We start from the raw sequence: 24,005 nt of genomic DNA on the forward strand, positions 1-24,005 counted from the left end.
GTAACCCGATCCTCGCGCCCCCGCAGGCGGACCGCATGTGGATCACCCGGAGAGGACCGCCGGGGCGCTCAGCCGCGCGGCAGGTCCATCTCGCCGACCACCTCGTCCTCGCTCATCTCGCCGGTCCTGCGGAAGCCCAGCCGGAGATAGAACTCCTCGGGGCCGTGCTCCCCCTCGCCCCAGGTCACCGTCACGCGCTTCTGCCCGCGCCGCAGGATCTCCTCGCACACGGCGTCCACGGCGAAACGCCCGTAGCCCTTGCCCTGTTCGTCCGCGGCGACGGCCAGCCGCCAGAGGCCGGAACGCGGCCGGTCCTCGGGGTCCGCCGGGTCGAACCGCACGTCGAAGAAGGCCATGACGAAGGCGACCAGCCGGTCACCGTCGAAGACCAGCCGGGGCCAGGCCGTCTCCGGATCGGCGTACGCCTCCGCCAGCGAGCGCGCGACCGGGGCGACGAACCGTTCCTGCTCGGGTGCGACCCTCAGCCCGCACGCGTCGAGCACGTTGTCCGGGGTGATCTTCTCCAGGCGTAACCGTTCATCCATGCGCGTACCGTACGGGTCGCCCGTGCGCCGCGGCGAGATGCCGCCCGCCCGGCGGGGGGTCACCAGGCTGCGGGGCCCGCCGCGTCGAAGAAGCCACCGGTCGGACCGTCGGCACCGACGAGTGCCATGCGCACGATGACGTCCGCGCCCTCCTCCACCGTGTTGTGGCCCGTGTGACCGTTGAGGTCGGTGGCGGTGTAGCCGGGGTCGACGGCGTTGAACCTGATGGCGGGGAAGGCCTTCGCGTACTGCGACGTCACCATGACCAGCGCGGTCTTGGACGAGTTGTAGTCGAGGGACGCGACGGTGGACTCGATGCGGTCCGGGTCGTTCGTCGCGGCCAGCGACCCGAGACCGCTGGCCACGTTGACGACGACCGGGTTCTTCCCCGCCTCCAGCAGCGGCAGGAAGGCCCTGGTGACGCGCACGGCCCCGAAGACGTTCGTCTCGTACGTGGTCCGCATCTCCGCCCCCGTCGTCTCACCCACCGGCTTGCGGGCACCGACGATCCCGGCGTTGTTGACCAGCACGTCCAGCCGGCCCGCCTCCTTCCGTACGAACTCGGCGGCGGCCTCGGCGGAGTCCTCGTCCGTGACGTCGATCCGGACGAACCGCGCCCCGAGCCGGGCCGCCGCCTCCTCCCCGCGCCGGGTGTCGCGCGCCCCGGCGTAGACGGTGTGTCCGGCCTCGACGAGGCGGCGGGCGGTCTCGAAACCGAGGCCCTTGTTCGCTCCGGTGATGAGGGTGATGGTCATGGCGGTGCTCCCGTGGTGCGGCAGGCGGTGGGTGATGCCTCAAGCGTCCTCGGGCCCGCCGGACAGAGGGAGTACCCGCCGCAGCGGGTGGACTGCCGGTACCAGGCTGCGCGGTGGCCCGGCCCGGATACTGGAGGGGTGAACGCAGCTGAGGAAACACCGTCCGGCGCCCGGACCGGGAACGGCGCCGGGGGCCCGGGCTCCAACGACCTGGGCAAGGCGCTGCACGGCTGGCGCGACCGGATCTCCCCGGCCACGGTCGGACTGCCCGCCGGCGGGGTCCGGCGGGCAGCGGGCCTCCGCCGCGAGGAACTGGCCCAGCTCGCCGCCCTGTCCGTCGACTACATCACCCGCCTCGAACAGGGCCGGGCCACCTCCCCGTCGCCCCAGGTCCTCGCCTCCCTGTCCCGCGCGCTGCGCCTCTCCGAGGCCGAGCGCACCTACCTGTACCTCCTCGCGGGACAGCCCGAACCCGGGCCCGGCCACATCTCGGCCCACATCCCGCCCGGACTGCGCCGGCTGCTCGACCAACTGCGGAGCGCCCCACTGAGCGTCCACGACGCGGCCTGGAACCTCGTCGAATGGAACCGGCCCTGGGCGGCCCTGCTCGGCGACCCGTCCGCGCTGCGCGGCCGTGAACGCAACATCGCCTGGCGGCACTTCACCGCCCGGCACGGCCGGGTCAGCCACACCCCCGAGCAGCGCGCGGCCTTCGAGGCGGCCGTGGTCGGCGACCTCCGCGCGGCCACCGCCCGCTACCCCGCCGACCTGGGTCTTCGCTCCCTGGTCAAGGACCTGCGGGAAGCCTGCGCCGTCTTCGCGGAGCTGTGGGACTCGGGGATCGTGGGCACCCACGCGTCCAGCGCCAAGACCATCGTCCATCCCGAAGCCGGCTCACTCACGCTCGACTGCGACGTCCTGGTCGCCCCCGGAAGCGACCTGCGGGTCGTCGCGTACACCGCGCCCCCCGGCAGCGAGGCCGCAGCCCGGCTCGGCCTGCTCGACGTCATCGGCACCCAGGCGATGACCTGACCCCGGACCGGCCACACCCGGACCACCAGCACGCCTCCCCCACCCCTCCTCCACATTTTCGTCACAGTTCCGCTTCCTTTTCAGGGAAGGCGCCGCCGCGCCCCACGGCCGCTGCGAGCATCGCCCCCCGGGCTGTACAGCAGCACGGCACAACGCCTTGGGGGGCACATGAACACACGCGTGACGAAGGGCCGGCTCAGGATGTCCGCCGGGGCCGCAGCCCTGGCGCTGGCCCTGACGGGGTGCGGGACCGGGGGCGGCGGCGACGCGGGCCAGGACACGGAACCCGTGGCGGCGTCGGCATCACCCTCAGCCGAGCGGACACTCTCGCTCACCGACGACACGGCCGGCGCCGAGGCGGGCCGGGAAGTCACGACCGAGGCGCTGGCCAACGACCTGGTGAACCTCGAGGACGGCACGGACGCCGCGCTCCTGGACACGTACGAGGAGGGCCGGTTCACCCTCACCGTGGAGAGCCCCACCCCTCACGGAACCGTCACGGTCGAGGGCACCACGCTCGTCTACACCCCTGCGGCCGGATACGCCGGTGAGGACGAGTTCACGTACACGGTCGCGGTGAAGGGGGAGGGCCCGGCGGACGACAGCGCCGTCGTACGGATCACCGTCGCCGAGCCCACCCCGTCACCGACGCCCACCCCGACCGCCACACCCACGGCCGCGCGGCCCCCGAAGGCGAAGGCCACGACGCCCGCCGCGCCCTCGGTCCACTACCGGAACTGCGATGCCGCACGGGCCGACGGAGCGGCGCCCGTCCGGCGCGGTGACCCCGGGTACGCCTCCCACCTGGACCGGGACGGCGACGGAGTCGGCTGCGAGCCGTACGGATCACCGGGATCGAACGACGGCTCGACGGGCGGGAGCCAGGGCGGGGGCTCCACGGGCGGGGGATCCACGGGCGGCGGCTCCACGGGCGGCGGCGACGCCTCCTACGCCAACTGCACCGCCGTGCGCGCCGCGGGCGCCGCGCCCATCCGCCGGGGGGACCCGGGTTACGGCTCCCACCTCGACCGGGACGGCGACGGAGTCGCCTGCGAGTAGCCCCACCGCCTCCGCCACCACCTCAGCAGCCGCCCCCGGCCACACCGGGGGCGGCTGCTCTTTTCCAATCTGATTGAAACAAGCTATAAATGAGCAACTTCGAGCACCATTCGCCTGGGTTCACGCAGCCCGCACCCGCGAAGGACGCCCATGCCGCTCATATCCACCGGTGACATCACGCACGGCGCCCGGACCGACGCGACCGGCGTCGGGGCCTTCAACGTCGTGCAGATCGAACACGCGCAGGCCATCGCGCGCGGGGCGGAGACCGCCGGGCTGCCGGTGATCCTCCAGGTCAGCGAGAACACCACCCGCTACCACGGCGCCCTGGAACCGATCGGGCTCGCCTCGCTCGCCGTCGCCCGCGCGGCCGGCGTCCCCGTGGCCGTGCATCTCGACCACGCCGAGTCGGCGGGGCTCGTGCGCGAGGCCGTCCGGCTCGGCTTCACCTCCGTCATGTTCGACGCGTCGGCGCTCCCGTACGCCGACAACGTCGCCGCGACCCGCGAGATCACCGCCTACTGCCACAGCCACGGGGTCTGGGTGGAGGCGGAACTCGGCGAGATCGGCGGCAAGGACGGGGCGCACGCCCCGGGCACACGCACCGACCCGGACGAGGCGCGCGACTTCGTCGAGGCCACGGCCGTGGACGCGCTCGCCGTGGCCGTCGGCAGTTCGCACGCGATGCTGACCCGCGACGCCGTCCTCGACTTCGCGCTCATCTCCCGGCTGCGCGACGCGGTGCGGGTCCCGCTCGTCCTGCACGGTTCCTCGGGCGTCGGGGACAGCGGCCTCGCCGCCGCGGTCCGCGCGGGCATGACGAAGGTCAACATCTCCACGCACCTGAACAAGCTGTTCACCCGCGCCGTGCGCGCCCACCTGGACGCCCACGCCGAGGCCGCCGACCCCCGGGCCTACCTCGGCCCCGCACGCGACGCGGTCGCCGCGGAGGTGGCACGCCTGCTGGACGTCCTGGCCCGGCCCGGGCGATAGGCTGCGGGTCGAGCGAGGAGGACCAGGTGGCGGCACACACACGATGGACCCGGCTGCTGGAGATCCTCAGCGACCAGGGCCACCTCGACGTACTCGACGCCGCCGAACGGCTCGGCTGTTCCGCCGCCACCGTGCGCCGTGACCTGGACGAGCTCGCCCGGCAGAACCTGCTGACCCGCACCCGCGGCGGCGCGGTCGTCAGCGCCGTCGCCTACGACCTGCCGCTGCGCTACAAGGCGGCCCGCAAGGCCGACGAGAAGCAGCGCATCGCGCGGGCCGCGGCCGAGCTGATCCCGGCGGGCTCCACCGTCGGCCTCAACGGCGGCACGACGACCTCCGAAGTGGCCAGGGAACTCGCCCTGCGGCCGGAGCCCCCCGGCGGGGGCGTGGCGCTGACCGTGGTGACCAACGCGATCAACATCGCCAACGAACTGGCGGTCCGCCCCCAGGTGAAGATCGTCGTCACCGGCGGGGTGGCCAGGCCCAACTCCTACGAGCTGGTCGGCCCCCTCGTCGACTCCGTCCTGCGCACCCTCGCCCTGGACTGCACGATCCTCGGCGTGGACGCCGTGCACCCCCGCTTCGGGGCGGCCACCCACGACGAGTCGGAGGCCGGCGCCAACCGCGCACTCGCCGAGTGCGCGGGCAAGGTGATCGTGGTGGCCGACTCCTCGAAACTCGGCCGCCGGGCCTTCGCCCAGGTGTGCGAGACCAGCGCCGTCTCGGTCCTGGTCACGGACCGGGACGCGCCCGAGGACGTCGTCGAGGAGTTCACCGGCCTGGGGATCGACGTCCTTCGGGTGTGAACCGGCCCCCGGTCAGCGGTAGTCGTCCGGGTGGTCCTGCATCCACGTGTCGACGCGGTCGCGGGTGCCGATCAGTGCGGTGCGGTGCTTCTCCAGGTTCGGCGTGGAGATGTCAGCGCCCAGCGTCGTACGCAGGGCCCCGATCCAGGCGAGGGGCTCCTCGACGTGGTCCGGGCCCTTCCTGTCGGCCTTCATCGCCTCGTCCAGGCCGTCCAGCTCCTCGTGCACCCGGCCCAGGAAGCAGGCGCAGTCGCCCGCCCCCGGGGTGCAGGTCCCGCCCGGCGTCGCCTGGAGCCCGGCGAACGCGTCGCGGACCAGCTCCGGCGTGTTCGGGTCCTCCTGGATGATCAGCGTCGGCGTCGGTGAGGGCGTTGGCATCAGGGGCGCCCCGTCCTTCGCCCCCCGCGCCGCGACGGCCGCGGACGGTTCGACGTACGGGACGTCACCGCCCGGCCCGTCGGTGGTGGTCGCCGCGCCGCAGCCCGCCAGGAACAGTCCCAGGACCACGGCCGGTATCGCGGCACGCAGGCCGGTACGGATCACCATGAGGCCCCCTCGTCGTGTCGGCACCGACCCTGTCCCCGTCGGCGACCCGCCACGCGAGGGGATGCGCCCGCCGGCACGCGGCCCAGGGGTCCGCCCCGCACCGGCGGCCCGCCCGGAGCACCGATGCGGTCCGCCGCACCCTCTCCACGAGACCATTTGCATATACATGCGAATGAATGCATACTCTTCCTATGTCTAAGGTTCTCACCTCCCTGCCCACCGGCGAGCGCGTCGGCATCGCTTTCTCGGGCGGCCTCGACACCTCGGTCGCGGTCGCCTGGATGCGCGACAAGGGTGCCGTCCCCTGCACCTACACCGCCGACATCGGCCAGTACGACGAGCCCGACATCGCGTCGGTGCCCGGCCGCGCCAAGACCTACGGCGCCGAGATCGCGCGTCTGGTCGACTGCCGGGCGGCACTGGTCGAGGAGGGCCTGGCCGCACTCGCGTGCGGCGCGTTCCACATCCGCTCGGGCGGCCGTGCCTACTTCAACACCACGCCGCTCGGCCGCGCCGTCACCGGGACCCTGCTGGTCCGGGCGATGCTCGAGGACGACGTCCAGATCTGGGGCGACGGCTCCACGTTCAAGGGCAACGACATCGAGCGGTTCTACCGCTACGGTCTCCTCGCCAACCCCCACCTGCGCATCTACAAGCCGTGGCTCGACGCCGACTTCGTCACCGAGCTGGGCGGGCGCAAGGAGATGTCCGAGTGGCTGGCGGCCCACGGGCTGCCCTACCGGGACAGCACCGAGAAGGCCTACTCGACCGACGCCAACATCTGGGGCGCCACACACGAGGCCAAGACGCTGGAGCACCTCGACACCGGTGTGGAGACCGTCGAACCGATCATGGGTGTCCGGTTCTGGGACCCCTCGGCCGAGATCGCCACCGAGGACGTCACGATCGGTTTCGAGCAGGGCCGCCCGGTCACGATCAACGGCAAGGAGTTCGCCTCCGCCGTCGAGCTGGTGATGGAGGCCAACGCCATCGGCGGCCGCCACGGCCTGGGCATGTCCGACCAGATCGAGAACCGGATCATCGAGGCCAAGAGCCGCGGGATCTACGAGGCACCGGGCATGGCCCTGCTGCACGCCGCGTACGAGCGCCTGGTCAACGCCATCCACAACGAGGACACCGTCGCCCAGTACCACAACGAGGGCCGGCGCCTGGGCCGCCTCATGTACGAGGGCCGCTGGCTGGACCCGCAGGCGCTCATGGTCCGTGAGTCGCTGCAGCGCTGGGTCGGCTCGGCCGTCACCGGCGAGGTCACGCTGCGGCTGCGGCGCGGTGAGGACTACTCGATCCTGAACACCACCGGCCCCTCGTTCAGCTACCACCCGGACAAGCTGTCCATGGAGCGCACCGAGGACTCGGCGTTCGGCCCGGTGGACCGCATCGGCCAGCTCACGATGCGCAACCTCGACATCGCCGACTCGCGCGCCAGGCTCGAGCAGTTCGCCGGACTCGGCCTCGTCGGCACGTCCCACCCCTCCCTGATCGGCGCCGCGCAGGCGGCGGCGACCGGCCTGATCGGCGCCATGCCGGAAGGCGGCGCCCAGGCCATCGCCTCGCGCGGCGAGGTGTCCGGCGACGACGAGCTGCTGGACCGCGCCGCGATGGAGTTCGGCACCGACTGACAGGGGTCCGGGGCCGGCCGGCCGGCGGGTGACCTTATCCTCGGATTTCCGGCGGACACGCCGGTGGACACGCAGGAGAGCGAAGGTGGCGGCAATGGCGAAGGTCCCGGCAGCGGCAGTGGCGGCAGGCGGTCTCGTCGGCGGATACGGGATCGCCCGCTGGACCGGGAAGCGCCCGCTGGGCGGCGCGGCGCTGGCGGCAGCCGGCTCGGTGGCGGCGTACGAGTGGAACCGGCAGGCGGGAGCCCGCGCGGCCACCGGTCTGACCGTCGCCTACCTCGCCGCCTTCGCCGGCTCGCACCCCCTGGCCAAGAAGGTCGGCGCCTGGCCGGCGGTGTTCACCGTGGCGGGCGGGGTCGCCGCCGCGTCGTGGGCGGTCACCCGGCGCGGTGCCCGGTAGGCGATACGGCGCCGCGCCCGGGAGAACCGGGCCCCGGGGATTGAACACCGTCGCAGCGCGGTGCGTACTGAAGAGCAACTCCCCCGCGTGACCCGGGGGCGTGCCCGTACGACAGGACGGGCACGCCTCCGGTCAGCCTCCCAGCGCGTGCGACACCGAATGGATCGCCAGGCCGGCCAGCGCGCCCACCACCGTGCCGTTGATCCGGATGAACTGCAGGTCGCGGCCGATGTGCGCCTCGATCTTCTTCGACGTCTGGTCCGCGTCCCAGCCGGCCACCGTGTCGCTGATCAGCGAGGTGATCTCCGTGCGGTACGTCGTCACGACGTAGGCCGCCGCGTCCTCGAGCCAGCCCTCCAGCTTGGCCTGCAGCCGCTCGTCCGTGGAGAGCCTGGCGCCCAGGGACATCAGCGAGGCGCGGGCACGCAGCCGCAGCTCGCTCCGCTCGTCCTCCGCCGCCGCGATGATCATCGTGCGGACGGAGGACCATGCGGAGGCGATGACGTCCTGGACCTCGCCGCGTCCCAGGATCTCCGACTTCAGCCGCTCCACCCGGGCCCTGGTGTCCGAGTCCGTCTGGAGGTCGGCGGCGAAGTCCGTCAGGAACGTGTCGATCGAGCCGCGTGCCGGGTGGCCCGGCATGTCGCGCATCTCCGTGACGAAGCGCAGCAGCTCCTTGTAGACCCGCTCCCCCACCCGCTTGTCGACGAACCGCGGCGTCCAGCCGGGCGCACCGCCCTGCACCGCGTCCATCACGGAGTCACCGTGCAGGACCAGCCAGTCGTGCGCCCGCACGCAGACGAGGTCGACGACCTTGCGGTGGCCGCCGTCCGAGACGATCTTCTCCAGCATCTTGCCCATCCCCGGGCCGACCTCCGCCGCGTCCGCCCGCCGGGTGATCGCCTCCCCGACGACCGCCTGCACGTCGGAGTCCCGCAGCACGGTCAGCGCACCGCGCAGCGCGGTGGCCAGCTCGGCGGTGACCCGGTCCGCGTGTTCCGGCTCCGCGAGCCACGTCCCGAGCCGCGAACCGACGCCCAGAGCGTGAATCCGGTCACGAACGACGTCCCCGGAGAGAAAATTCTCGCCCACGAAGGAACCGAGTGACGTCCCCAACTGGTCCTTCTTGGTGGGGATGATGGCGGTGTGGGGGATGGGCAGACCGAGCGGCCGCCGGAAGAGCGCCGTGACGGCGAACCAGTCCGCCAGCGCACCGACCATCCCCGCCTCGGCGGCCGCCGCGACGTAGCCCGGCCAGCCGCCCACACCCGCGTTCTCCGCCCAGGTGGCGAGGACGTACACGAGCGCGACGAGCAGGAGCAGACCCGTGGCGGTGGTCTTCATGCGGCGCACGCCCTGCCGCTTCTCCTCGTCGGCGGCGGTGTACGCGAACCCGCCCGGCACCGGCCCCGGCCGCCGGCCGGGCGCCCCGGAGGGCCCCGCCCCGCCGGCCCCCTGCTGCCCCGGCCGCCCGCCGGCCGCGGCGCCGATGGCCGGCGGCGCGGCCCCGGAGCGTCCTGAGCCGTGGTCCTCCGGCCCGGATGCCGTTCCCTGTCCCGCGTCCTGTTCCATCCACTCCACCCGTCCGCGTACGCGTCACGCCGTGCCGTACGCATTGTCCCTACCTCACCTACTCCCGGGCCGCACGTCGAGTTCCCCGGGGCCTGTCGCATCATGAGAGCAACCCGGACACCGGGCCGTACACAAGGAGAAGAACCGCAGATGCCCAGGCGTCAGGGGTATGCCCTGCTCACCACCCTCGTAGCAGGCACCGCCGCGCTCGCCGCCGCAGTCGCGTCCGGCACCTCGCTGATCACCGACGGGCGGGAGGCACCGTACGGCGGGTCCCCCGCCCGTACGGCGGCCCGTAGCCCCGCCGCACCGGCCCACTCCACCGGCACCTGGGTCGCCACCTGGACCGGAGCCCCCGTCAGCGCGGAACCCCGATCCGGTCAGGGCTACCCCGGCCGCACCATCCGCAACATCGTGCACACCAGCGTCGGCGGCGACGCCGCCCGCATCACGGTGTCCAACCTCTTCGGCGCCGTCCCGCTCGTCATCGACCAGGCCACCGTCAAGACCCGCCGGGTGACCTTCGGCGGGACGCCCTCCGTCACCGTCGCCGCCGGCCGGCAGGCCGTCAGCGACCCGGTCGTCGTGCCCGTCGCCCCCGACACCGACCTGGAGGTCACCCTCCGCACCCCTCGCGCCGGCGGCCCCGTCACCCAGCACCCCAACAGCCACCAGACGTCCTACCTGGCCGACGACGACGGGACCTGGAGCACCACCCGGTGGCGCTACCTGACGGCCGTCGACGTCCGCAACACGGCCTCACCCGGCGCGATCGTGGTGATCGGCGACTCCCTCACGGCGGGCAGCGGCTCCACCACCGACGCCGACAGCCGCTGGACCGACGTCCTCTCCGACCGCCTCGGGCACACCTACGGAATCGCCAACCAGGGCATCGCCGGGAACCGTCTCCTGCGGGACAGCCCGCTCAGCCGGAACGGTGTGAAGAACGTCGGCGGCCCGAGCGGAGCCCACCGCTTCGAGCGTGACGTCCTGTCCGTCGCCGGAGCGAGGACCGTGATCATCGCGCTCGGCATCAACGACGTGCAGCAGTACCCCCAGGAGCCGGACCCCCGACGCGTCACGGCCGGGCTCCGCGCTCTCACCGAGCGGGCGCACGCCCAGGGTCTGCGGGTCGTCGGGGCGACGCTGACACCCTTCCACGGCTACGCGACCTGGACACCCGAACGCAACAGCGTGCGCCTGGCCGTCAACGAGGAGATCCGCGCCGGCCGGATCTTCGACGCGTTCATCGACTTCGACCGGGCCGTACGCGACCCGTACGCGCCCGACAGGATCCTGCCCGAGTACGACTCGGGCGACCGGCTGCACTTCAACGACGCCGGCTACCGCGCCCTGGGCCACGCCATCGACCTCGGCGCGGTGGACGGGACACCGAAGGCCGACGCCTTCTGACACGGACGGCATCCGGCCCGGCCCACCCGGCCGGGCGGGGTGCCGAGGCCAACGGACCGGCCGCCTTCGGGGACCGCCCACGCCGCCGGTACGGAACGCCCCGCCACCGTCGCGGGCCGGCCGCCGTCGGACCGCCCCGCTCAGCCGAGCTCCTTGCGCCCGTCCCCCGTGTCCGGCCTGTCCAGTCGCAGCCGCTCCGCCTCCTTGAGGCGCTGGCGCTGCGTCTTGCTCCACTTGCGGTCCACGCCCACCCCTCCCATCAGGGCGAACCCGGTCACCCGCACCCGTGGGGCGCCCGGGTCCGGTTCACCCGCGTCCTTCGTCTGCTCGTCGAAACCGCCCATGACCCCGACGCCGTTGACGTGCAGGTCCACGTTCGGCGGGACCTTCACCTGGATCCCGCCCATGATCGCGAAACAGCGGATCACGACCTCACGGTCCTCGAAGTTCGCCTCGCGCAGATCGATCTCGCCGCCACCCCACATCGCGAACGCGGTGAACGTCCGCCCCACCGTCCAGCGCCCCTTCCGACCGAACCCACCCCAGAACGCGACCGCCCACGTGGACGTCGCGGGACCGCCGATCCGCCGCGACCAGTCCACCGGAGCGGACGCCCCCCGGGCCACGGGCGACAGACCCGCCACCGGCGCCACAGCCGCCCCCGGCGCCGGCAGATCGCTGACGAGCGGCACCAACTCCCCGTGCGTACGCGCCTTGAACGTCGCGTCGAGCCGCTGCTCGAACTCGTCCATCTCCAGCCGGCCCTCGGCCACGGCCTCCCGCAAGGCCTCCGCGACCCGCTCGCGTTCCGCGTCGGAGGCACGCATGTCCGGGTTTTCACTTGTCATACCGCGCACCCTATAGAGCCACGGCGGAACGGGCCTAGAGCGCCGGATCCGACACGTACATCTTCGCGATCACGGACTCGATGTCCGGCTCCCGCACCGACAGGTCGACCAGCGGATAGTCCGCGGCGATCCGCGCCACCAGCGGTGCGGCCGAAGCCGCCGCCGGGAACGCCAGCCACTGACGGGGGCCCTCCACCTTCACCACCCGCACCGCGGGCTCCGACCCCAGCTCGATCGGCGGCAGCTCCCTCTCCAGGTCGACGACCAGCGTCCGCTCGCTCTCACCCACCTCGTGCAGCCCCGCGAGCGCGCCGTCGTACACCAGCCGGCCGTGATCGATCACCATCACCCGCTTGCACAGCTGCTCGATGTCCGTCAGATCGTGCGTGGTCAGCAGCACGGTCGTCGACCGCTCCGCGTTCAAGTCCCGCAGGAAACCCCGGACCTTTGCCTTGGACACGACGTCCAGCCCGATCGTCGGCTCGTCCAGGTACAGCACCTCCGGATCGTGCAGCAGTGCCGCCGCGATGTCGCCCCGCATCCGCTGGCCCAAGGACAGCTGACGCACCGGCACCTCCAACAGCGCTCCCAGGTCGAGCAGTTCGACGCACCGGTCCAGGTTCTCCCGGAAACGGCTGTCCGGGATCCGGTACATCCGGTGCACCAGCCGGTACGAGTCACGCAACGGCAGGTCCCACCAGAGCGTCGTGCGCTGACCGAACACCACACCGATCCGGTGCGCCAGCCTCGTGCGCTCCCGTGAAGGGTCGATCCCCGCGACCCGCAGCCGTCCGCCGCTCGGCGTGAGAATGCCCGTCAGCATCTTGATCGTCGTCGACTTGCCCGCCCCGTTCGGACCGATGTACCCGACCATCTCCCCGCGCGGCACCCGGAAACTGATGCCGTCCACCGCGCGCACCTCACGCCGTTCGCGGCGCAGGAAGCCCGTCCTGCGGCGTACGTCGAAGACCTTCTCCACGCCGTCGAGCTCGATGAAGTCCATGTCGTCCACGCCCACTCCTCAGCTTCCCGTACTGCGGTAGGCCCGCAGCCCCGCCCGCCACGCCAGCCCCGCGAGCACCCAGCACCCGGCCGCCACCACCGGCGGGAGGAACGCCACCCACTGAGGCAGGTCCACCGGATAGTCCCGGCCCAGCACGTACAGGGCCGGCAGCCAGCTCACGAACGCCAGCGGCACCACGAACGTCACACCCCGCACCAGATCCTGCGCGAAGACCGACGGCGGATACTGCAACAGCGTCGTCCCCCCGTACGTGAACGCGCTCTGCACCTCCGACGCGTCCTGCGCGTAGAACTGGAACGCCGCGCCGACCACGAACACGGCTCCGAAGATGGCCGCCCCACTGAGCACCATCAGCGGCATCATCACCACCTTCAGCGGCGTCCACCCGATGTCCAGCGTCACCAGGGCGTACCCCAGCACCAGCAGGCCCTGCGTGATCCGGCCCAGCCTGCGCAGCGCGAACCGGTCCGCCGCCACCTGCGCCAGCACCGGGACGGGGCGCACCAGCAGTGTGTCCAGCGTCCCGTCGCGCACCCGCCGCCCCAGCCGCTCCATCGACCCCAACACCAGGTCGCACAACCCGAACGCGGTCGCCGACGTGCCGTACAGCAACGCGATCTCCGGAAGGGTGAAGCCGCCCAGCGCGTCGACGTGCCCGAACATCAGCATGATCGTGACGAAGTCGAACCCCGTCACCAGGAAGTTCCCCAGAGCCGTCATCACGAACGACGCGCGGTACGCCATCGTCGAGCGCAGCCACATCGCCACGATCAGCCCGTACGCCCGCACCCCCTCGACCAGCCGCGACCGCTCGGGGAACACGGCCCCCGGCTCCACGGCGCTCCGCCGGTCCACCACGTCAGCCACCCTGGACCACCACCCTCCTGGTCGCCACCGACTGCAGCATCCGTCCCGCCAGCAGCAACACCACCGCCCAGCCCGCCTGGAAGGCGTACGCCCGCAGCAGACCCCAGCCCCTGTACCGGCCGAGGAACACATCGGCGGGCACCTGAAGGAGCGACGACCACGGCAACGCCCGCGCCACCTCCCCCAGCAGGCCGGGGAACAACGGCAGCGGCAGCAGCATCCCGGAGAAGAACAACCCGGCCAGCCACGCGATCTGCATCGCCCCCGCCCCGTCGAGCAGCCAGAACGCCGAGAGCGCCACCAGGAAACGCACCGCGAAGCTCACCACCACACCGAGCGTCACGGACACCAGGAAGGCGATCCACGTCCAGGGCGAACCGGGCAGCGCGAGGTCGAAGGCCAGGGCCCCCAGCACCATCGGCACGATCCCGCGCCCCAGCAGATGGAAGGCCGCCCGGCCCAGATCCCCCGCCAGCCACCACAGCTGGAGGTCGGCGGGCCGGTAGAGGTCGACCGCGATGTCACCCGTACGGATGCGCTCCATCAGTTCGTCCTCGAAGCCCCCGCCCATCATCGCGCTGGTCATCAGCAACGCCTGGCCCAGCCACACATAGGTCAGCGCCTGGGACATGTCGTACCCGCCGAGATGGGGACGCTCGTCCCACAGGGCGGTGTAGGTGTACGCCAGGATGAAACCGAAGACGGTGTTGGTGAACACCCCCGCGAGCGTCGCCACCCGGTAGGTGGCATGCCGCCGGAACCCACCTGCCGCCACCACGGCATAGAGCCGCACGTCGCCCCCCTCATCGCGCCAAAGCGCACGAGCCTAGTGCGCGCGCGCCCGCCGCCGCGACCCCATTGCCACGGAGAATCCGCGGGTTATCCGTCCGAAAAGTGCACTATAGGAAAATCATCCGTAGCCGAGGAGCCTCCACAGTCATGAGCCACGAGCCACCGCAGCACGGCGGAGACCCTGGTCAGCAGGGCTCCGGGAACTGGGCCCCCCGAGACCCCTCGGCCACGGCCCCCACCCCCGACCTCCCTCACCCGGACGGCGCACAGAACCCCGAAGGGCGCAGAAAACGCCCCAAGCGGCCCAAGCGCACCGGCTGGCGGCGCGCCCTCCCCACCTGGCGCATGGTCCTCGGCGGCGTACTCCTCCTCGCCCTGCTCCTCGTCGGCGGATTCGTCGCCGGCTACCAGCTCATCGACATCCCCGCCGCCAACGCCGCCGCGACCGCCCAGGCCAACGTCTACGTGTACGCGGACGGGAAGACCGTCATCGCCCGGGACGGCGAGATCAACCGCGAGAAGATCCCCCTCGACCGCATCCCCCCCACCATCCAGCACGCCGTACTCGCCGCGGAGGACCGCGACTTCTACTCCGAGGACGCCATCGACATCAAGGCCACCCTCCGCGCCGGCTGGAACACCGTCACCGGCAAGGGCAGGCAGGGCGGCTCCACCATCACCCAGCAGTACGTCAAGAACTACTACCTCGGCCAGGAACAGACCGTCGTCCGCAAGGCCAAGGAATTCTTCATCTCCATCAAGCTCGACCGCGAACAGAGCAAGGACGAGATCCTCGAGGGCTACCTCAACACCAGCTACTTCGGCCGCAACGCCTACGGCATCCAGGCCGCCTCCCACGCCTACTACGGCAAGGACGTCGAAGACCTCGACGCCGCCGAAGGCGCCTACCTCGCCTCCCTGCTCAACGCCCCCAGCTCCTACGACGTCCGCACCCACCCCGAGAACAAGAGAGCCGTGCTCGCCCGCTGGGACTACGTACTCGACGGCATGGTCGAACACCACTGGCTCAGCGCCGCCGACCGCGCCGCCATGACCTTCCCCGTCCCCGGCAAGGCCAAGCCCGCCACCGCACTCTCCGGGCAGCGCGGCTACATCGTCCAGGCCGTCGAGGACTACCTCACCCGCAACAGGATCATCGACGAGGACACCCTCGCCACCGGCGGCTACCGCATCACCACCACCCTCCAGAAGAAGAAGCAGGACGCCCTCGTCGAAGCCGTGGAGGACAACGTCCTGTCCCGGACCAGCGACGAACGCGAGGCCGACCGCAACGTCCGCGCGGGCGGAGCGTCCATCGACCCCGCCACCGGCCACGTCGTCGCCCTCTACGGCGGCATCGACTACACCAGACAGTTCGTCAACAACGCGACCCGCCGGGACTACCAGGTCGGATCCACCTTCAAGCCGTTCGTCCTCGCCGCCGCGCTCGCCAACGGGTCCACCACCCAGAAGGACCGCGCGATCACCCCCAACACCCGCTACGACGGCACCAACAAGCGCACCGTCCAGAGCGCCGCCGGCTCCACCGGCTACTCACCCGCCAACGAGGACGACGTCGACTACGGCTCGATCACCGTCCGCGAGGCCACCGACAAATCCGTCAACGCCGTCTACGCCCAGATGGCCCAGGACGTCGGCCCCGACGAGGTCAAGGCCACCGCGGTCGCCCTCGGCATCCCCCAGGACACCCCCGACCTCACCGCCACCCCCTCCATCGCACTCGGCCCCGCCACCGCCAGCGTCCTCGACATGACCTCGGCCTACGCCACCCTCGCCGACCACGGCAGACAGCATCCCCACACCCTCGTCGCCGAGATCAGCAAGAACGGCACCGAGCTCGACCTCCCCGCCCGCACCACCCGCCGGGCCATCAGCCGCGAAGCCGCCGACACCACCACCTCCGTACTCCGCAGCGTCGTCGACGGCGGCACCGGCACCGCGGCCCAGGGCGCCGGCCGCCCCGCCGCCGGCAAGACCGGCACCGCCGAGGAGGACAAGGCCGCCTGGTTCGCCGGATACACCCCCGACCTCGCCACGGTCATCGCCGTCATGGGCCAGGACCCCGACACCGGCGTACAGAAACCCCTCTACGGCGCACTCGGCCTCGCCCGCATGAACGGCGGCGGCGCACCCGCACAGACCTGGGCCGCCTACACCCGGGCCGCACTCGAGGGCAGCGAGGTGCAGGGCTTCGACCTGGAGGCCGACGAAGGCCCCGAGGAACCCGACCCCAGCGAAAGCGCGGAAGGCGAGGACACCGAGGAAGCCGGGGGCACCGACGAGCCAGGAGAAGGCCGGGACACCGACGAGCCCGGTACCGGGGAGACCCGCGACGAGCAGGACAGCCCCCGCTCACGCACCCCGGACGCCCCCTCGGGAGTCACCACAGCCCCCCGCGCACCCCACACCGCCACACCCGCCGACGCACCCCCGGGCGAACCACCCGCCCCAGACACCGCCGGAGGAGAAGCCGACAGCGGGGAAACCGGCACCGGCGAAGCCGTCGGCCCACGGCCCGGCCCCCAGCGCCCCGCCGCGACGCGCCCCAAGGCGCCGGCCCCCCGCGAACCCACCGCGCCCCACGACCGCCGGCCCGACCGACCCCAACGCGAAAGGGACGGACAGGACCCTCACGGCCCCGCCCGCCCCTGAACACTCAGTGCCCCGACGTCGCCTTCAGCCCCACCACCGCCACCAGCAGCAGACAGACGAAGAAGATACGGGCAGCCGTCACCGGCTCGTTCAGCACCACCATGCCCAGCACCGCCGCACCAGCCGCACCGATACCCACCCACACACCGTAGGCCGTACCGATCGGCAGCGTCTTCGCCGCCTGCGACAACAGCATCATGCTGGCCACGATCCCCAGACCGGTGAACACACTCGGCCACAGCCGCGTGAACCCCTCGGTGTACTTCATCCCGATCGACCAGCCCACTTCCAGCAGACCGGCGACGACCAACAGAACCCACGCCACGACGGCACCTCCACGACCGGACACGCGAACAACACGGGTGCGTCGTCTTTGCGGAAACCCGGTACGGCGCGTCTCGTCGGGGTCACTCCACCGTAGCAACAAACAGCGGAAAGGCCTGGTGACAACCGTCACCAGGCCTTCCCGCCCACCACCTGCCTACAGATACAGCCCGGTCGAATCGACCGACCCCTCGAACCGGTCGGCCGCCACCGCGTGCAGATCCCGCTCCCGCATCAGCACGTACGCCACACCCCGCACCTCGACCTCGGCACGGTCCTCAGGGTCGTACAGCACCCGGTCACCCGGCTCCACGGTCCGCACGTTCTGGCCGACCGCGACCACCTCGGCCCACGCCAGACGCCGGCCGACCGCCGCCGTCGCCGGAATCAGGATGCCGCCGCCCGACCGCCGCTCACCCTCAGGGGAGTCGGACCGGACCAGCACACGGTCGTGCAGCATCCGGATCGGCAGCTTGTCGTCGGTGTTGCTCATGCCCTTGTCGCTCACGCCCCGAACCTACCTGCCCCGAGCCCGTCCGCACGCCCGAGTGCCCGCCGGGCACCCCCTCAGCGCCGCCTGCGCCGCGAGGACACCGTCAGCAACGCCACCGCACCGGCCACCACCAGCACCGCCGGAACCACCCGCTCCAGCCGCGGCGAACCGTCCTCGGCCACGAACTGCGCCCTCACGTCCGAAACCGAACGGTTCACCGCAACGAACGCACGCCCGGCCGTCCGGTCCACCGTCGACGCGACCCTGGCCTTCGCGTCACCCATCATCGTCTTCGGGTGCATCCGCACCCCGATCTCGTCCAGCACCACCGCAAGCTGCGCACGCCTGCTGATGATGTCCGCCTCGATCTGCGCAGGGGTCCTGGTATCCGACACTGCGCCGCCTCCGTGGTCGTCGTCGGGTAAACCTTCATCGACAGTCTGTCAGCTCAGCCGCCCCCACACCCGGCGGCACCCCCTATTACGCTCGGTGCCACACAGCCCGCGTGCCACTCGAGGAGAAAAATGAGCGAGCGACTCCAGCCCGGCGACACCGCCCCCGCCTTCACCCTTCCGGACGCCGACGGCAACGAGGTCTCGCTCGCGGACCGCAAGGGCCGCAAGGTCATCATCTACTTCTACCCCGCGGCCCTCACCCCGGGCTGCACCAAGCAGGCCTGCGACTTCACCGACAACCTGGACCTCCTCGCCGGCGCCGGCTACGACGTCATCGGCGTGTCACCCGACAAGCCGGAGAAGCTCGCGAAGTTCCGCGAGAAGGAGAACCTCAAGGTCACACTGGTCGGCGACCCCTCCAAGGCGACCCTGGAGGCCTACGGCGCCTTCGGCGAGAAGAAGCTCTACGGCAAAGTGGTGACGGGTGTGATCCGCTCCACGATTGTCGTCGACGAAGAGGGCAAGGTGGAGAAGGCCCTCTACAACGTCAAGGCGACCGGCCACGTCGCCAAGATCATCAAGGACCTCGGAATCTGACCCCGGTTCGTGGAGATCCGGCCGAGAAGGTGTGAGCGAGATCGCAATCACCTGTCGATTCGGTTTGCAACCGCCATGACCGCGCAGAAGCCTTTCCTGGAACACCGTTCGACGAAAGGAACCGGCCATGGCGGCCTCCGACCCCCACCAGGCGGCCGACCCGGACGCGGTCAAACGCCACCCAGCGCTCTTCCGGGCCATCCGGAAGCGCCAGAACCCCCGGCTCCGTCGGACCGACATCACCGTCACCGACGACCAGGCGGTCAAGCGCGCGGTGAAGGCGGCATCACTCGGTAACGCCATGGAGTGGTTCGACTTCGGCATCTACTCCTACCTGGCCGTCACCATCGGGCATGTCTTCTTCCCCTCCGGGAACGACACCACCCAGCTCCTCTCGTCGTTCGCGACCTTCGCCGTGGCCTTCCTCGTCCGGCCGCTCGGCGGCATGTTCTTCGGCCCCATGGGTGACAAGATCGGCCGCAAGAAGGTCCTGGCCCTCACCATGATCCTCATGGCGATCGGCACCTTCGCGATCGGCCTGATCCCCTCGCACGACACCATCGGCGTCTGGGCCGCGGTCCTGCTCATCTTCTTCCGGATGCTCCAGGGCTTCTCCACCGGCGGCGAGTACGGCGGCGCCTCGACCTTCATCGCCGAGTACGCGCCCGACAAGCGCCGCGGCTTCTTCGGCAGCTTCCTCGAGTTCGGCACCCTGGCCGGCTACGTCGGCGCCGCCGGACTCGTCACCCTCCTGTACGCCCTCCTGGACACCGGACAGATGGAGTCGTGGGGCTGGCGCATCCCGTTCCTCGTCGCCGGCCCCCTCGGCCTCGTCGGCCTCTACCTGCGACTGCGCCTGGACGAGACCCCCGCCTTCCAGAAGCTGGAGGGCGGCACCGCCCACGCCACCGAGGCCGCCGACCACGTCGAGTCCACCGCCAAGGGCGACCTCGCCAAGATCTTCCGCCAGTACTGGCCGACACTGATCCTCTGCATCGCCCTGGTCGGCGCGTACAACATCACCGACTACATGCTGCTGTCGTACATGCCGACGTACCTCTCGGACGAGCTCGGCTACAGCGAGACCCACGGCCTGCTCATCCTGCTCGGCGTCATGGTGTTCCTGATGCTGATCATCAGCCAGTTCGGCAAGCTCTCCGACCGCTTCGGCCGCAAGCCGCTGCTGATGGCCGGCATGCTCGGCTTCCTGTTCCTGTCGCTGCCGGCGTTCCTGCTGATCCGCCAGGGCAGCATCCCGGCGATCATCATCGGCATGCTGATGCTGGGCCTCTCCCTCGTCTGCATGCTGGGCACGATGTCCGCCGCGCTCCCGGCACTGTTCCCGACCAACGTGCGCTACGGCTCCCTGTCGGTCGGCTACAACCTCTCGGCCTCGATCTTCGGTGGTACGACCCCGCTGGTGATCACCGCCCTGATCAGCTGGAGCGGCTCGAACCTGATGCCGGCGTACTACGCGATGGCGGCGGCCCTGATCGGCGTGATCGCGGTGGCCTGCATGAAGGAGACGGCCAACCAGCCCCTGGCCGGCTCCCCGCCCTCGGTGGAGACGGAAGAGGAAGCGGCCGAACTGGTCCACGCCCAGAGCCCGGACCCGAAGTTCTGACGCACGTCCCCATGGAAGGGCCCGTACCGCCACAAAGCGGTACGGGCCCTTCCGTATCTCGTCGCATTGCGGACGTGCCCATCCGATGAGCGGTTCGTTGCTCCGTACGAGGCCGCGAACGCGCGGCCGGATACGGAGGGGACATGGCCCTGAGGTATACCCGCGAGTTGCTCGAAGAGGCAGCGCGCGAGACGACTGATTGCAGTGATGCGGTGCGGTGGTGCGGCGGTACACCGACGCCCGGGAGCCGAAGCTACCTGCGGGCCAGAATGTCCGAGGCAGAGATCGACATCTCGCACTTCATCGACCCCCGGGTACGCCACACAGAGGAGACTCTGCGCGACCTGGTCGCCCGCTCCAAAAGTGTGGCGGAAGTTGTCCGCCGACTGGGCATCAATCCGGTGGGGGGCAACCAGGCACACATCGGCCGCCGGATAGCCGCCCTCGGCATTGACACGTCGCACTTCGTGCGCGCACCCCGAGGACGGCCAAAGGGCGCCTTGGGTGACCCGCTGACTCTGCGCACTCCGTCGGACGGCAGAACTCCGGGCGAGCGGCTACGCCGGGCACTCCTCCAGACAGGTGTCACCGAGTCGTGCGCCATGTGTGGCAACGGCACGGAGTGGAACGGTAAGCCGCTGCGGCTCGAGGTCGACCACACGAATGGCGAATGGTGGGACAACCGCCCAGCCAATTTGCGCCTGCTCTGCCCCAATTGCCATGCAGTTACGGACACTTACCGCGGACGCGCGCGGCGGCGGACCACATGAACAACCAGAGCAAGTACCCACGCGATCTATTGGCCCGGACCGCAGCCGTCTCCACCAGCCTCGTCGACCTGCTTGGCCGACTGGGCGCCCCGCTGGGCAGCAGACCTCTTCGCTACGTACGCGATCGACTGAAGCACTACGGCATCGACACCTCTCACTTCATCGAGGCCCCCCTACCGCGACGAGAGAAGCGTGCGTACTCGAAGGAACTCCTCGAAGAAGCCGCGAACCATGCGTACAGCATCCGAGAAGTACTCGAGTACATGGGGGTCCCGCCCGACGACGGCCCCTACGACTACATCAGAAAGAGGCTCGACCGCCTCGGGATCGACACGTCACACTTCACCAGCGGTCGCAGATACGGCTCACCTCTCACGCCCCGCCACGAACTGGCCTCTGCCGTCGCGGAATCCAAGAGCATGGCCGGGGTTCTGAAGCTTCTCGGCCATGCAGACAACGGCGCCGCGCGAGCTCGCCTGAAACGAAGCCTCGACGCATACGGCCTCTCGACCGCCCACTTCACGGGGCAGGGGCATACGCGGGGCGCCACATCGCCTCACCGCAGGGCCGCATCTGAGATCCTTCGGCGCATGGAGTCCGGCTCCGCGCGGACCCGGACCACACTCCTGCGCCGCGCACTCGACGAATTGGGTGTTCCCCGCACATGCACCGCGTGTGGGATCGGTGACACCTGGCAGGGCAGGTGCCTCGTGCTGGAGATCGATCACGTCAATGGTGACCATCTGGACAATCGCCGCGAGAATCTTCGCTACCTGTGTCCGTCATGCCACAGCCAGACCGAAACCTTCTCGAAGCGGCGAAGTCTCACCCAGTACAGTAGGGACGCGCGGGCCCGTACCCCAGCAGGCTAGAGGGCGCCGGCTTAGAACCGGTGTGTCGTGGGTTCAAATCCCACCGGGCCCACAGGCTAGACGGGGTTGTTACCTTCATTTCGAAGGTAACAACCCCTTCTCGCGTCAGCCCACCAGCTCCCGCACCACCGGCACCAGTGCCCGGAACGCCTTCCCCCGGTGGCTGATCGCGTTCTTCTCCTCCGGGGTGAGCTCCGCGCAGGTCCTGCTCTCGCCGTCCGGCTGGAGGATCGGGTCGTAGCCGAAGCCGTACCCGCCGGCCGGGGCGGTGCGCAGGGTGCCCTCCAGGCGGCCCTCGACCACGCGTTCCGTGCCGTCGGGGAGGGCCAGGGCGGCGGCGCAGGCGAAGTAGGCCCCGCGGTGGGGGGCGGAGATGTCGCCGAGCTGGGCGAGGAGCAATTCGAGGTTGGCCTTGTCGTTGCCGTGGGCGCCTGACCAGCGGGCCGAGAAGATGCCGGGGGCTCCGCCGAGTACGTCGACGCAGAGGCCGCTGTCGTCGGCGATGGCGGGGTGGCCGGTGGCCTGGGCCAGGGCGTGGGCCTTGAGGAGGGCGTTCTCGGCGAAGGTGACGCCGGTTTCCTTGACGTCGGGGATGTCGGGGTACGCGTCCGCGCCGACGAGGTCGTGGGTGAGGCCCGCGTCGGCGAGGATCGCGTGGAGTTCGGTGATTTTCCCGGCGTTGCGGGTGGCGAGGATCAGGCGCGTCATGCGTCGATTATCGCCGTCCGGTCACGGAGTGCAGACCTTGCCGATCTCGGTGGCGGCGTCCGTGACGGGGGTGATGTCGGGGGTGGCGTCGCCCTTCTCGATGGAACCGCGGACGTTGGTGACGCCTGCCTGGAGGTCGTCGACGGCCTTGCTGAGGTCGGCGTTGTCGGTGGTGTCGCCGAGGTCCTTGAGTTCCTTGTCGATCTGGTCCAGGGCCTCCGAGGCCTTCGTCGGGTCGTTCGAAGCGTCCGAGATGGCCTGCTGGAGGTTGTTGACGCTGGTGGCGATGGCGTCGGCGGTGCGGACGCAGTCCAGGGCCTTGTCGACGGCGCCGCAGCCGGCGGCGGCGGTGAGGGTGAGCAGGGTGGCCGTGACGGCGAGTGCGGTGCGGTGGTGGCGGCGCGAGGCCATGGTGCGGTCCCTCCCCGGGGGCGGATACGTGGACGGACGCACGGTTCGACCCGTGCGCCCGTATGCGTTACGACGCTGTGCGCTGCGTTCCTGGTTGCTTCTTCACTCGCCGAGTGTGCGGGCGAGTGCCTCTTCCTGGAGCTTGGCCAGGTCGGTGCAGCCGGCGGTGGCGAGGTCGAGGAGTGCGTTGAGCTTGGTGCGGTCGAAGGGTTCGGCCTCGGCGGTGCCCTGGACCTCGACGAAGCGGCCGTCGCCGGTGCAGACGACGTTCATGTCGGTGTCGGCGCGTACGTCTTCCTCGTAGCAGAGGTCGAGGAGGGGGGTGCCGTCGACGATGCCGACGCTGACTGCGGCGACGGTGCCGGTGAGGGGCTTGCGGCCGTGCTTGACGATCTTCTTGTCCTGGGCCCAGGCGACGGCGTCGGCGAGGGCGACGTAGGCGCCGGTGATGGCGGCGGTGCGGGTTCCGCCGTCGGCCTGGAGGACGTCGCAGTCGAGGACGACGGTGTTCTCGCCGAGGGCCTTGTAGTCGATCACGGCGCGCAGGGAGCGGCCGATGAGGCGGCTGATCTCGTGGGTGCGGCCGCCGATCTTGCCGCGTACGGACTCGCGGTCGCCGCGGGTGTTGGTGGAGCGGGGCAGCATGGAGTACTCGGCGGTGACCCAGCCCTCGCCGCTGCCCTTGCGCCAGCGGGGGACGCCTTCGGTGACGGAGGCGGTGCAGAAGACCTTGGTGTCGCCGAAGGAGATGAGTACGGAGCCTTCGGCGTGCTTGCTCCATCCGCGTTCGATGGTGACGGGGCGGAGCTGTTCGGGGGTGCGGCCGTCGATACGAGACATGCCGTC

General features: G+C 70.9%; 26 protein-coding genes, 1 tRNA gene and 1 riboswitch. Of the genes, 13 read left to right on the forward strand and 14 right to left on the reverse strand.

Features of this window, described 5'->3' with window-relative positions:
- Positions 1–68 precede the first annotated feature (68 nt).
- Both ACHFIV_RS27645 and ACHFIV_RS27650 read right to left on the reverse strand, forming a co-directional pair.
- On the reverse strand, positions 69–545 hold the full coding sequence (locus ACHFIV_RS27645; RefSeq protein WP_398974504.1) for a GNAT family N-acetyltransferase: 477 nt from the start codon (positions 543–545) through the stop codon (positions 69–71).
- Positions 546–604: 59 nt separating this feature from the next.
- Positions 605–1,300 (reverse strand): SDR family NAD(P)-dependent oxidoreductase, encoded by a 696-nt coding sequence (locus ACHFIV_RS27650; RefSeq protein ID WP_398974507.1) that lies wholly within the window; start codon positions 1,298–1,300, stop codon positions 605–607.
- A gap of 138 nt (positions 1,301–1,438) precedes the next feature.
- On the opposite strand from ACHFIV_RS27650, the gene ACHFIV_RS27655 reads away from it, so the two are divergent.
- The 4 genes from ACHFIV_RS27655 to ACHFIV_RS27670 all read left to right on the forward strand — a co-directional run bounded on the left by ACHFIV_RS27655 (position 1,439) and on the right by ACHFIV_RS27670 (position 5,190).
- Positions 1,439–2,332 (forward strand): helix-turn-helix transcriptional regulator, encoded by an 894-nt coding sequence (locus ACHFIV_RS27655; RefSeq protein WP_398974510.1) that lies wholly within the window; start codon positions 1,439–1,441, stop codon positions 2,330–2,332.
- Between the two features lie 168 nt (positions 2,333–2,500).
- Positions 2,501–3,391 carry an excalibur calcium-binding domain-containing protein gene (locus ACHFIV_RS27660; protein WP_398974513.1) on the forward strand — a complete coding sequence of 297 codons (891 nt, stop codon included), beginning with the start codon at positions 2,501–2,503 and terminating at the stop codon, positions 3,389–3,391.
- A gap of 150 nt (positions 3,392–3,541) precedes the next feature.
- Entirely contained in the window at positions 3,542–4,384 is an 843-nt protein-coding gene (locus ACHFIV_RS27665; RefSeq protein WP_398974515.1) for a ketose-bisphosphate aldolase, read from the forward strand.
- Positions 4,385–4,410: 26 nt separating this feature from the next.
- The gene (locus ACHFIV_RS27670; RefSeq protein WP_398974518.1) at positions 4,411–5,190 is read left to right on the forward strand and encodes a DeoR/GlpR family DNA-binding transcription regulator; all 780 of its coding nucleotides are present in this window, start codon (positions 4,411–4,413) and stop codon (positions 5,188–5,190) included.
- A gap of 12 nt (positions 5,191–5,202) precedes the next feature.
- Here the strand turns inward: ACHFIV_RS27670 and ACHFIV_RS27675 are convergent, their stop codons facing one another.
- Entirely contained in the window at positions 5,203–5,736 is a 534-nt protein-coding gene (locus tag ACHFIV_RS27675) for a hypothetical protein (RefSeq protein WP_398974520.1), read from the reverse strand.
- Positions 5,737–5,927: 191 nt separating this feature from the next.
- On the opposite strand from ACHFIV_RS27675, the gene argG reads away from it, so the two are divergent.
- A complete protein-coding gene (gene argG / locus ACHFIV_RS27680) occupies positions 5,928–7,376 on the forward strand; it encodes an argininosuccinate synthase (protein WP_398974523.1) in 1,449 nt (482 codons plus the stop codon).
- A 94-nt stretch (positions 7,377–7,470) separates the two neighbouring features.
- Positions 7,471–7,776, forward strand: coding sequence for a hypothetical protein (locus ACHFIV_RS27685; protein ID WP_398974525.1), 306 nt, complete (start codon positions 7,471–7,473; stop codon positions 7,774–7,776).
- 132 nt (positions 7,777–7,908) lie between these two features.
- Here ACHFIV_RS27685 and ACHFIV_RS27690 read toward each other — a convergent pair whose 3' ends face one another.
- Positions 7,909–9,348, reverse strand: a complete 1,440-nt coding sequence (locus tag ACHFIV_RS27690) for a DUF445 domain-containing protein (protein WP_398974528.1) — start codon at positions 9,346–9,348, stop codon at positions 7,909–7,911.
- Positions 9,349–9,498: 150 nt separating this feature from the next.
- Here ACHFIV_RS27690 and ACHFIV_RS27695 point away from each other — a divergent pair, with 150 nt between their 5' ends.
- Positions 9,499–10,761, forward strand: coding sequence for an SGNH/GDSL hydrolase family protein (locus ACHFIV_RS27695; protein WP_398974531.1), 1,263 nt, complete (start codon positions 9,499–9,501; stop codon positions 10,759–10,761).
- Positions 10,762–10,901: 140 nt separating this feature from the next.
- Here the strand turns inward: ACHFIV_RS27695 and ACHFIV_RS27700 are convergent, their stop codons facing one another.
- From ACHFIV_RS27700 to ACHFIV_RS27715, 4 genes are read right to left on the reverse strand one after another with little or no spacing between them, the layout of a single operon-like run.
- Positions 10,902–11,588 (reverse strand): DUF1707 SHOCT-like domain-containing protein, encoded by a 687-nt coding sequence (locus tag ACHFIV_RS27700; RefSeq protein WP_458575935.1) that lies wholly within the window; start codon positions 11,586–11,588, stop codon positions 10,902–10,904.
- 55 nt (positions 11,589–11,643) lie between these two features.
- Positions 11,644–12,612, reverse strand: a complete 969-nt coding sequence (locus tag ACHFIV_RS27705; RefSeq protein ID WP_398974846.1) for an ATP-binding cassette domain-containing protein — start codon at positions 12,610–12,612, stop codon at positions 11,644–11,646.
- A gap of 18 nt (positions 12,613–12,630) precedes the next feature.
- Complete coding sequence (locus tag ACHFIV_RS27710; protein WP_398974848.1) at positions 12,631–13,491, reverse strand: ABC transporter permease; 861 nt, start codon at positions 13,489–13,491, stop codon at positions 12,631–12,633.
- 1 nt (position 13,492) lies between these two features.
- Positions 13,493–14,293, reverse strand: a complete 801-nt coding sequence (locus tag ACHFIV_RS27715; protein ID WP_398974537.1) for an ABC transporter permease — start codon at positions 14,291–14,293, stop codon at positions 13,493–13,495.
- A 146-nt stretch (positions 14,294–14,439) separates the two neighbouring features.
- On the opposite strand from ACHFIV_RS27715, the gene ACHFIV_RS27720 reads away from it, so the two are divergent.
- A complete protein-coding gene (locus tag ACHFIV_RS27720; RefSeq protein ID WP_398974539.1) occupies positions 14,440–16,965 on the forward strand; it encodes a transglycosylase domain-containing protein in 2,526 nt (841 codons plus the stop codon).
- A 4-nt stretch (positions 16,966–16,969) separates the two neighbouring features.
- Here ACHFIV_RS27720 and ACHFIV_RS27725 read toward each other — a convergent pair whose 3' ends face one another.
- From ACHFIV_RS27725 to ACHFIV_RS27735, 3 genes are all read right to left on the reverse strand, one after another.
- Positions 16,970–17,290 carry a DMT family transporter gene (locus ACHFIV_RS27725; protein WP_014046245.1) on the reverse strand — a complete coding sequence of 107 codons (321 nt, stop codon included), beginning with the start codon at positions 17,288–17,290 and terminating at the stop codon, positions 16,970–16,972.
- A gap of 36 nt (positions 17,291–17,326) precedes the next feature.
- A riboswitch (guanidine-III (ykkC-III) riboswitch) is annotated at positions 17,327–17,392 on the reverse strand.
- A gap of 54 nt (positions 17,393–17,446) precedes the next feature.
- Positions 17,447–17,782 carry a GroES family chaperonin gene (locus ACHFIV_RS27730; RefSeq protein ID WP_099173024.1) on the reverse strand — a complete coding sequence of 112 codons (336 nt, stop codon included), beginning with the start codon at positions 17,780–17,782 and terminating at the stop codon, positions 17,447–17,449.
- Positions 17,783–17,856: 74 nt separating this feature from the next.
- Complete coding sequence (locus ACHFIV_RS27735; protein ID WP_398974542.1) at positions 17,857–18,177, reverse strand: DUF3618 domain-containing protein; 321 nt, start codon at positions 18,175–18,177, stop codon at positions 17,857–17,859.
- A gap of 129 nt (positions 18,178–18,306) precedes the next feature.
- Between ACHFIV_RS27735 and bcp the strand changes: the two genes are divergently transcribed.
- The 5 genes from bcp to ACHFIV_RS27760 all read left to right on the forward strand — a co-directional run bounded on the left by bcp (position 18,307) and on the right by ACHFIV_RS27760 (position 22,092).
- Positions 18,307–18,774 (forward strand): thioredoxin-dependent thiol peroxidase, encoded by a 468-nt coding sequence (bcp, locus tag ACHFIV_RS27740; RefSeq protein WP_398974544.1) that lies wholly within the window; start codon positions 18,307–18,309, stop codon positions 18,772–18,774.
- 127 nt (positions 18,775–18,901) lie between these two features.
- Positions 18,902–20,398: a glycine betaine/L-proline transporter ProP gene (gene proP / locus ACHFIV_RS27745; protein WP_398974548.1), complete on the forward strand. Its 1,497-nt coding sequence runs from the start codon at positions 18,902–18,904 to the stop codon at positions 20,396–20,398.
- A 143-nt stretch (positions 20,399–20,541) separates the two neighbouring features.
- Complete coding sequence (locus tag ACHFIV_RS27750; RefSeq protein ID WP_398974551.1) at positions 20,542–21,168, forward strand: HNH endonuclease; 627 nt, start codon at positions 20,542–20,544, stop codon at positions 21,166–21,168.
- Positions 21,165–22,040 carry an HNH endonuclease gene (locus tag ACHFIV_RS27755; protein WP_398974554.1) on the forward strand — a complete coding sequence of 292 codons (876 nt, stop codon included), beginning with the start codon at positions 21,165–21,167 and terminating at the stop codon, positions 22,038–22,040. The genes ACHFIV_RS27750 and ACHFIV_RS27755 overlap by 4 nt, the downstream gene beginning before the upstream one ends.
- Positions 22,018–22,092: transfer RNA gene (locus ACHFIV_RS27760), tRNA-Leu, on the forward strand. Before ACHFIV_RS27755 ends, ACHFIV_RS27760 begins: the two co-directional genes overlap by 23 nt.
- A 53-nt stretch (positions 22,093–22,145) precedes the next feature.
- On the opposite strand, the gene rdgB is transcribed toward ACHFIV_RS27760, so the two are convergent.
- The 3 genes from rdgB to rph form a co-directional block, all read right to left on the reverse strand.
- Positions 22,146–22,748, reverse strand: a complete 603-nt coding sequence (rdgB, locus tag ACHFIV_RS27765) for an RdgB/HAM1 family non-canonical purine NTP pyrophosphatase (protein ID WP_398974556.1) — start codon at positions 22,746–22,748, stop codon at positions 22,146–22,148.
- A gap of 21 nt (positions 22,749–22,769) precedes the next feature.
- Complete coding sequence (locus ACHFIV_RS27770; protein ID WP_398974557.1) at positions 22,770–23,159, reverse strand: hypothetical protein; 390 nt, start codon at positions 23,157–23,159, stop codon at positions 22,770–22,772.
- A 102-nt stretch (positions 23,160–23,261) separates the two neighbouring features.
- Positions 23,262–23,999: a ribonuclease PH gene (rph, locus tag ACHFIV_RS27775; RefSeq protein WP_398974560.1), complete on the reverse strand. Its 738-nt coding sequence runs from the start codon at positions 23,997–23,999 to the stop codon at positions 23,262–23,264.
- Between the last annotated feature and the right edge of the window lie 6 nt (positions 24,000–24,005).

Source organism: Streptomyces sp. ALB3 (assembly GCF_044385685.1).
Lineage (GTDB): Bacteria > Actinomycetota > Actinomycetes > Streptomycetales > Streptomycetaceae > Streptomyces.

Coding starts and splice junctions, on each gene's coding strand:
- ACHFIV_RS27645 (WP_398974504.1), bottom strand. CDS start 545: ATGGATGAACGGTTACGCCTGGAGAAGATCACCCCGGACAACGTGCTC.
- ACHFIV_RS27650 (WP_398974507.1), bottom strand. CDS start 1,300: ATGACCATCACCCTCATCACCGGAGCGAACAAGGGCCTCGGTTTCGAG.
- ACHFIV_RS27660 (WP_398974513.1), top strand. CDS start 2,501: ATGAACACACGCGTGACGAAGGGCCGGCTCAGGATGTCCGCCGGGGCC.
- ACHFIV_RS27665 (WP_398974515.1), top strand. CDS start 3,542: ATGCCGCTCATATCCACCGGTGACATCACGCACGGCGCCCGGACCGAC.
- ACHFIV_RS27675 (WP_398974520.1), bottom strand. CDS start 5,736: ATGGTGATCCGTACCGGCCTGCGTGCCGCGATACCGGCCGTGGTCCTG.
- argG (WP_398974523.1), top strand. CDS start 5,928: ATGTCTAAGGTTCTCACCTCCCTGCCCACCGGCGAGCGCGTCGGCATC.
- ACHFIV_RS27685 (WP_398974525.1), top strand. CDS start 7,471: ATGGCGAAGGTCCCGGCAGCGGCAGTGGCGGCAGGCGGTCTCGTCGGC.
- ACHFIV_RS27690 (WP_398974528.1), bottom strand. CDS start 9,348: ATGGAACAGGACGCGGGACAGGGAACGGCATCCGGGCCGGAGGACCAC.
- ACHFIV_RS27695 (WP_398974531.1), top strand. CDS start 9,499: ATGCCCAGGCGTCAGGGGTATGCCCTGCTCACCACCCTCGTAGCAGGC.
- ACHFIV_RS27700 (WP_458575935.1), bottom strand. CDS start 11,588: ATGCGTGCCTCCGACGCGGAACGCGAGCGGGTCGCGGAGGCCTTGCGG.
- ACHFIV_RS27705 (WP_398974846.1), bottom strand. CDS start 12,612: ATGGACTTCATCGAGCTCGACGGCGTGGAGAAGGTCTTCGACGTACGC.
- ACHFIV_RS27720 (WP_398974539.1), top strand. CDS start 14,440: ATGAGCCACGAGCCACCGCAGCACGGCGGAGACCCTGGTCAGCAGGGC.
- ACHFIV_RS27730 (WP_099173024.1), bottom strand. CDS start 17,782: ATGAGCAACACCGACGACAAGCTGCCGATCCGGATGCTGCACGACCGT.
- bcp (WP_398974544.1), top strand. CDS start 18,307: ATGAGCGAGCGACTCCAGCCCGGCGACACCGCCCCCGCCTTCACCCTT.
- proP (WP_398974548.1), top strand. CDS start 18,902: ATGGCGGCCTCCGACCCCCACCAGGCGGCCGACCCGGACGCGGTCAAA.
- ACHFIV_RS27750 (WP_398974551.1), top strand. CDS start 20,542: ATGGCCCTGAGGTATACCCGCGAGTTGCTCGAAGAGGCAGCGCGCGAG.
- ACHFIV_RS27755 (WP_398974554.1), top strand. CDS start 21,165: ATGAACAACCAGAGCAAGTACCCACGCGATCTATTGGCCCGGACCGCA.
- rdgB (WP_398974556.1), bottom strand. CDS start 22,748: ATGACGCGCCTGATCCTCGCCACCCGCAACGCCGGGAAAATCACCGAA.
- ACHFIV_RS27770 (WP_398974557.1), bottom strand. CDS start 23,159: ATGGCCTCGCGCCGCCACCACCGCACCGCACTCGCCGTCACGGCCACC.
- rph (WP_398974560.1), bottom strand. CDS start 23,999: ATGTCTCGTATCGACGGCCGCACCCCCGAACAGCTCCGCCCCGTCACC.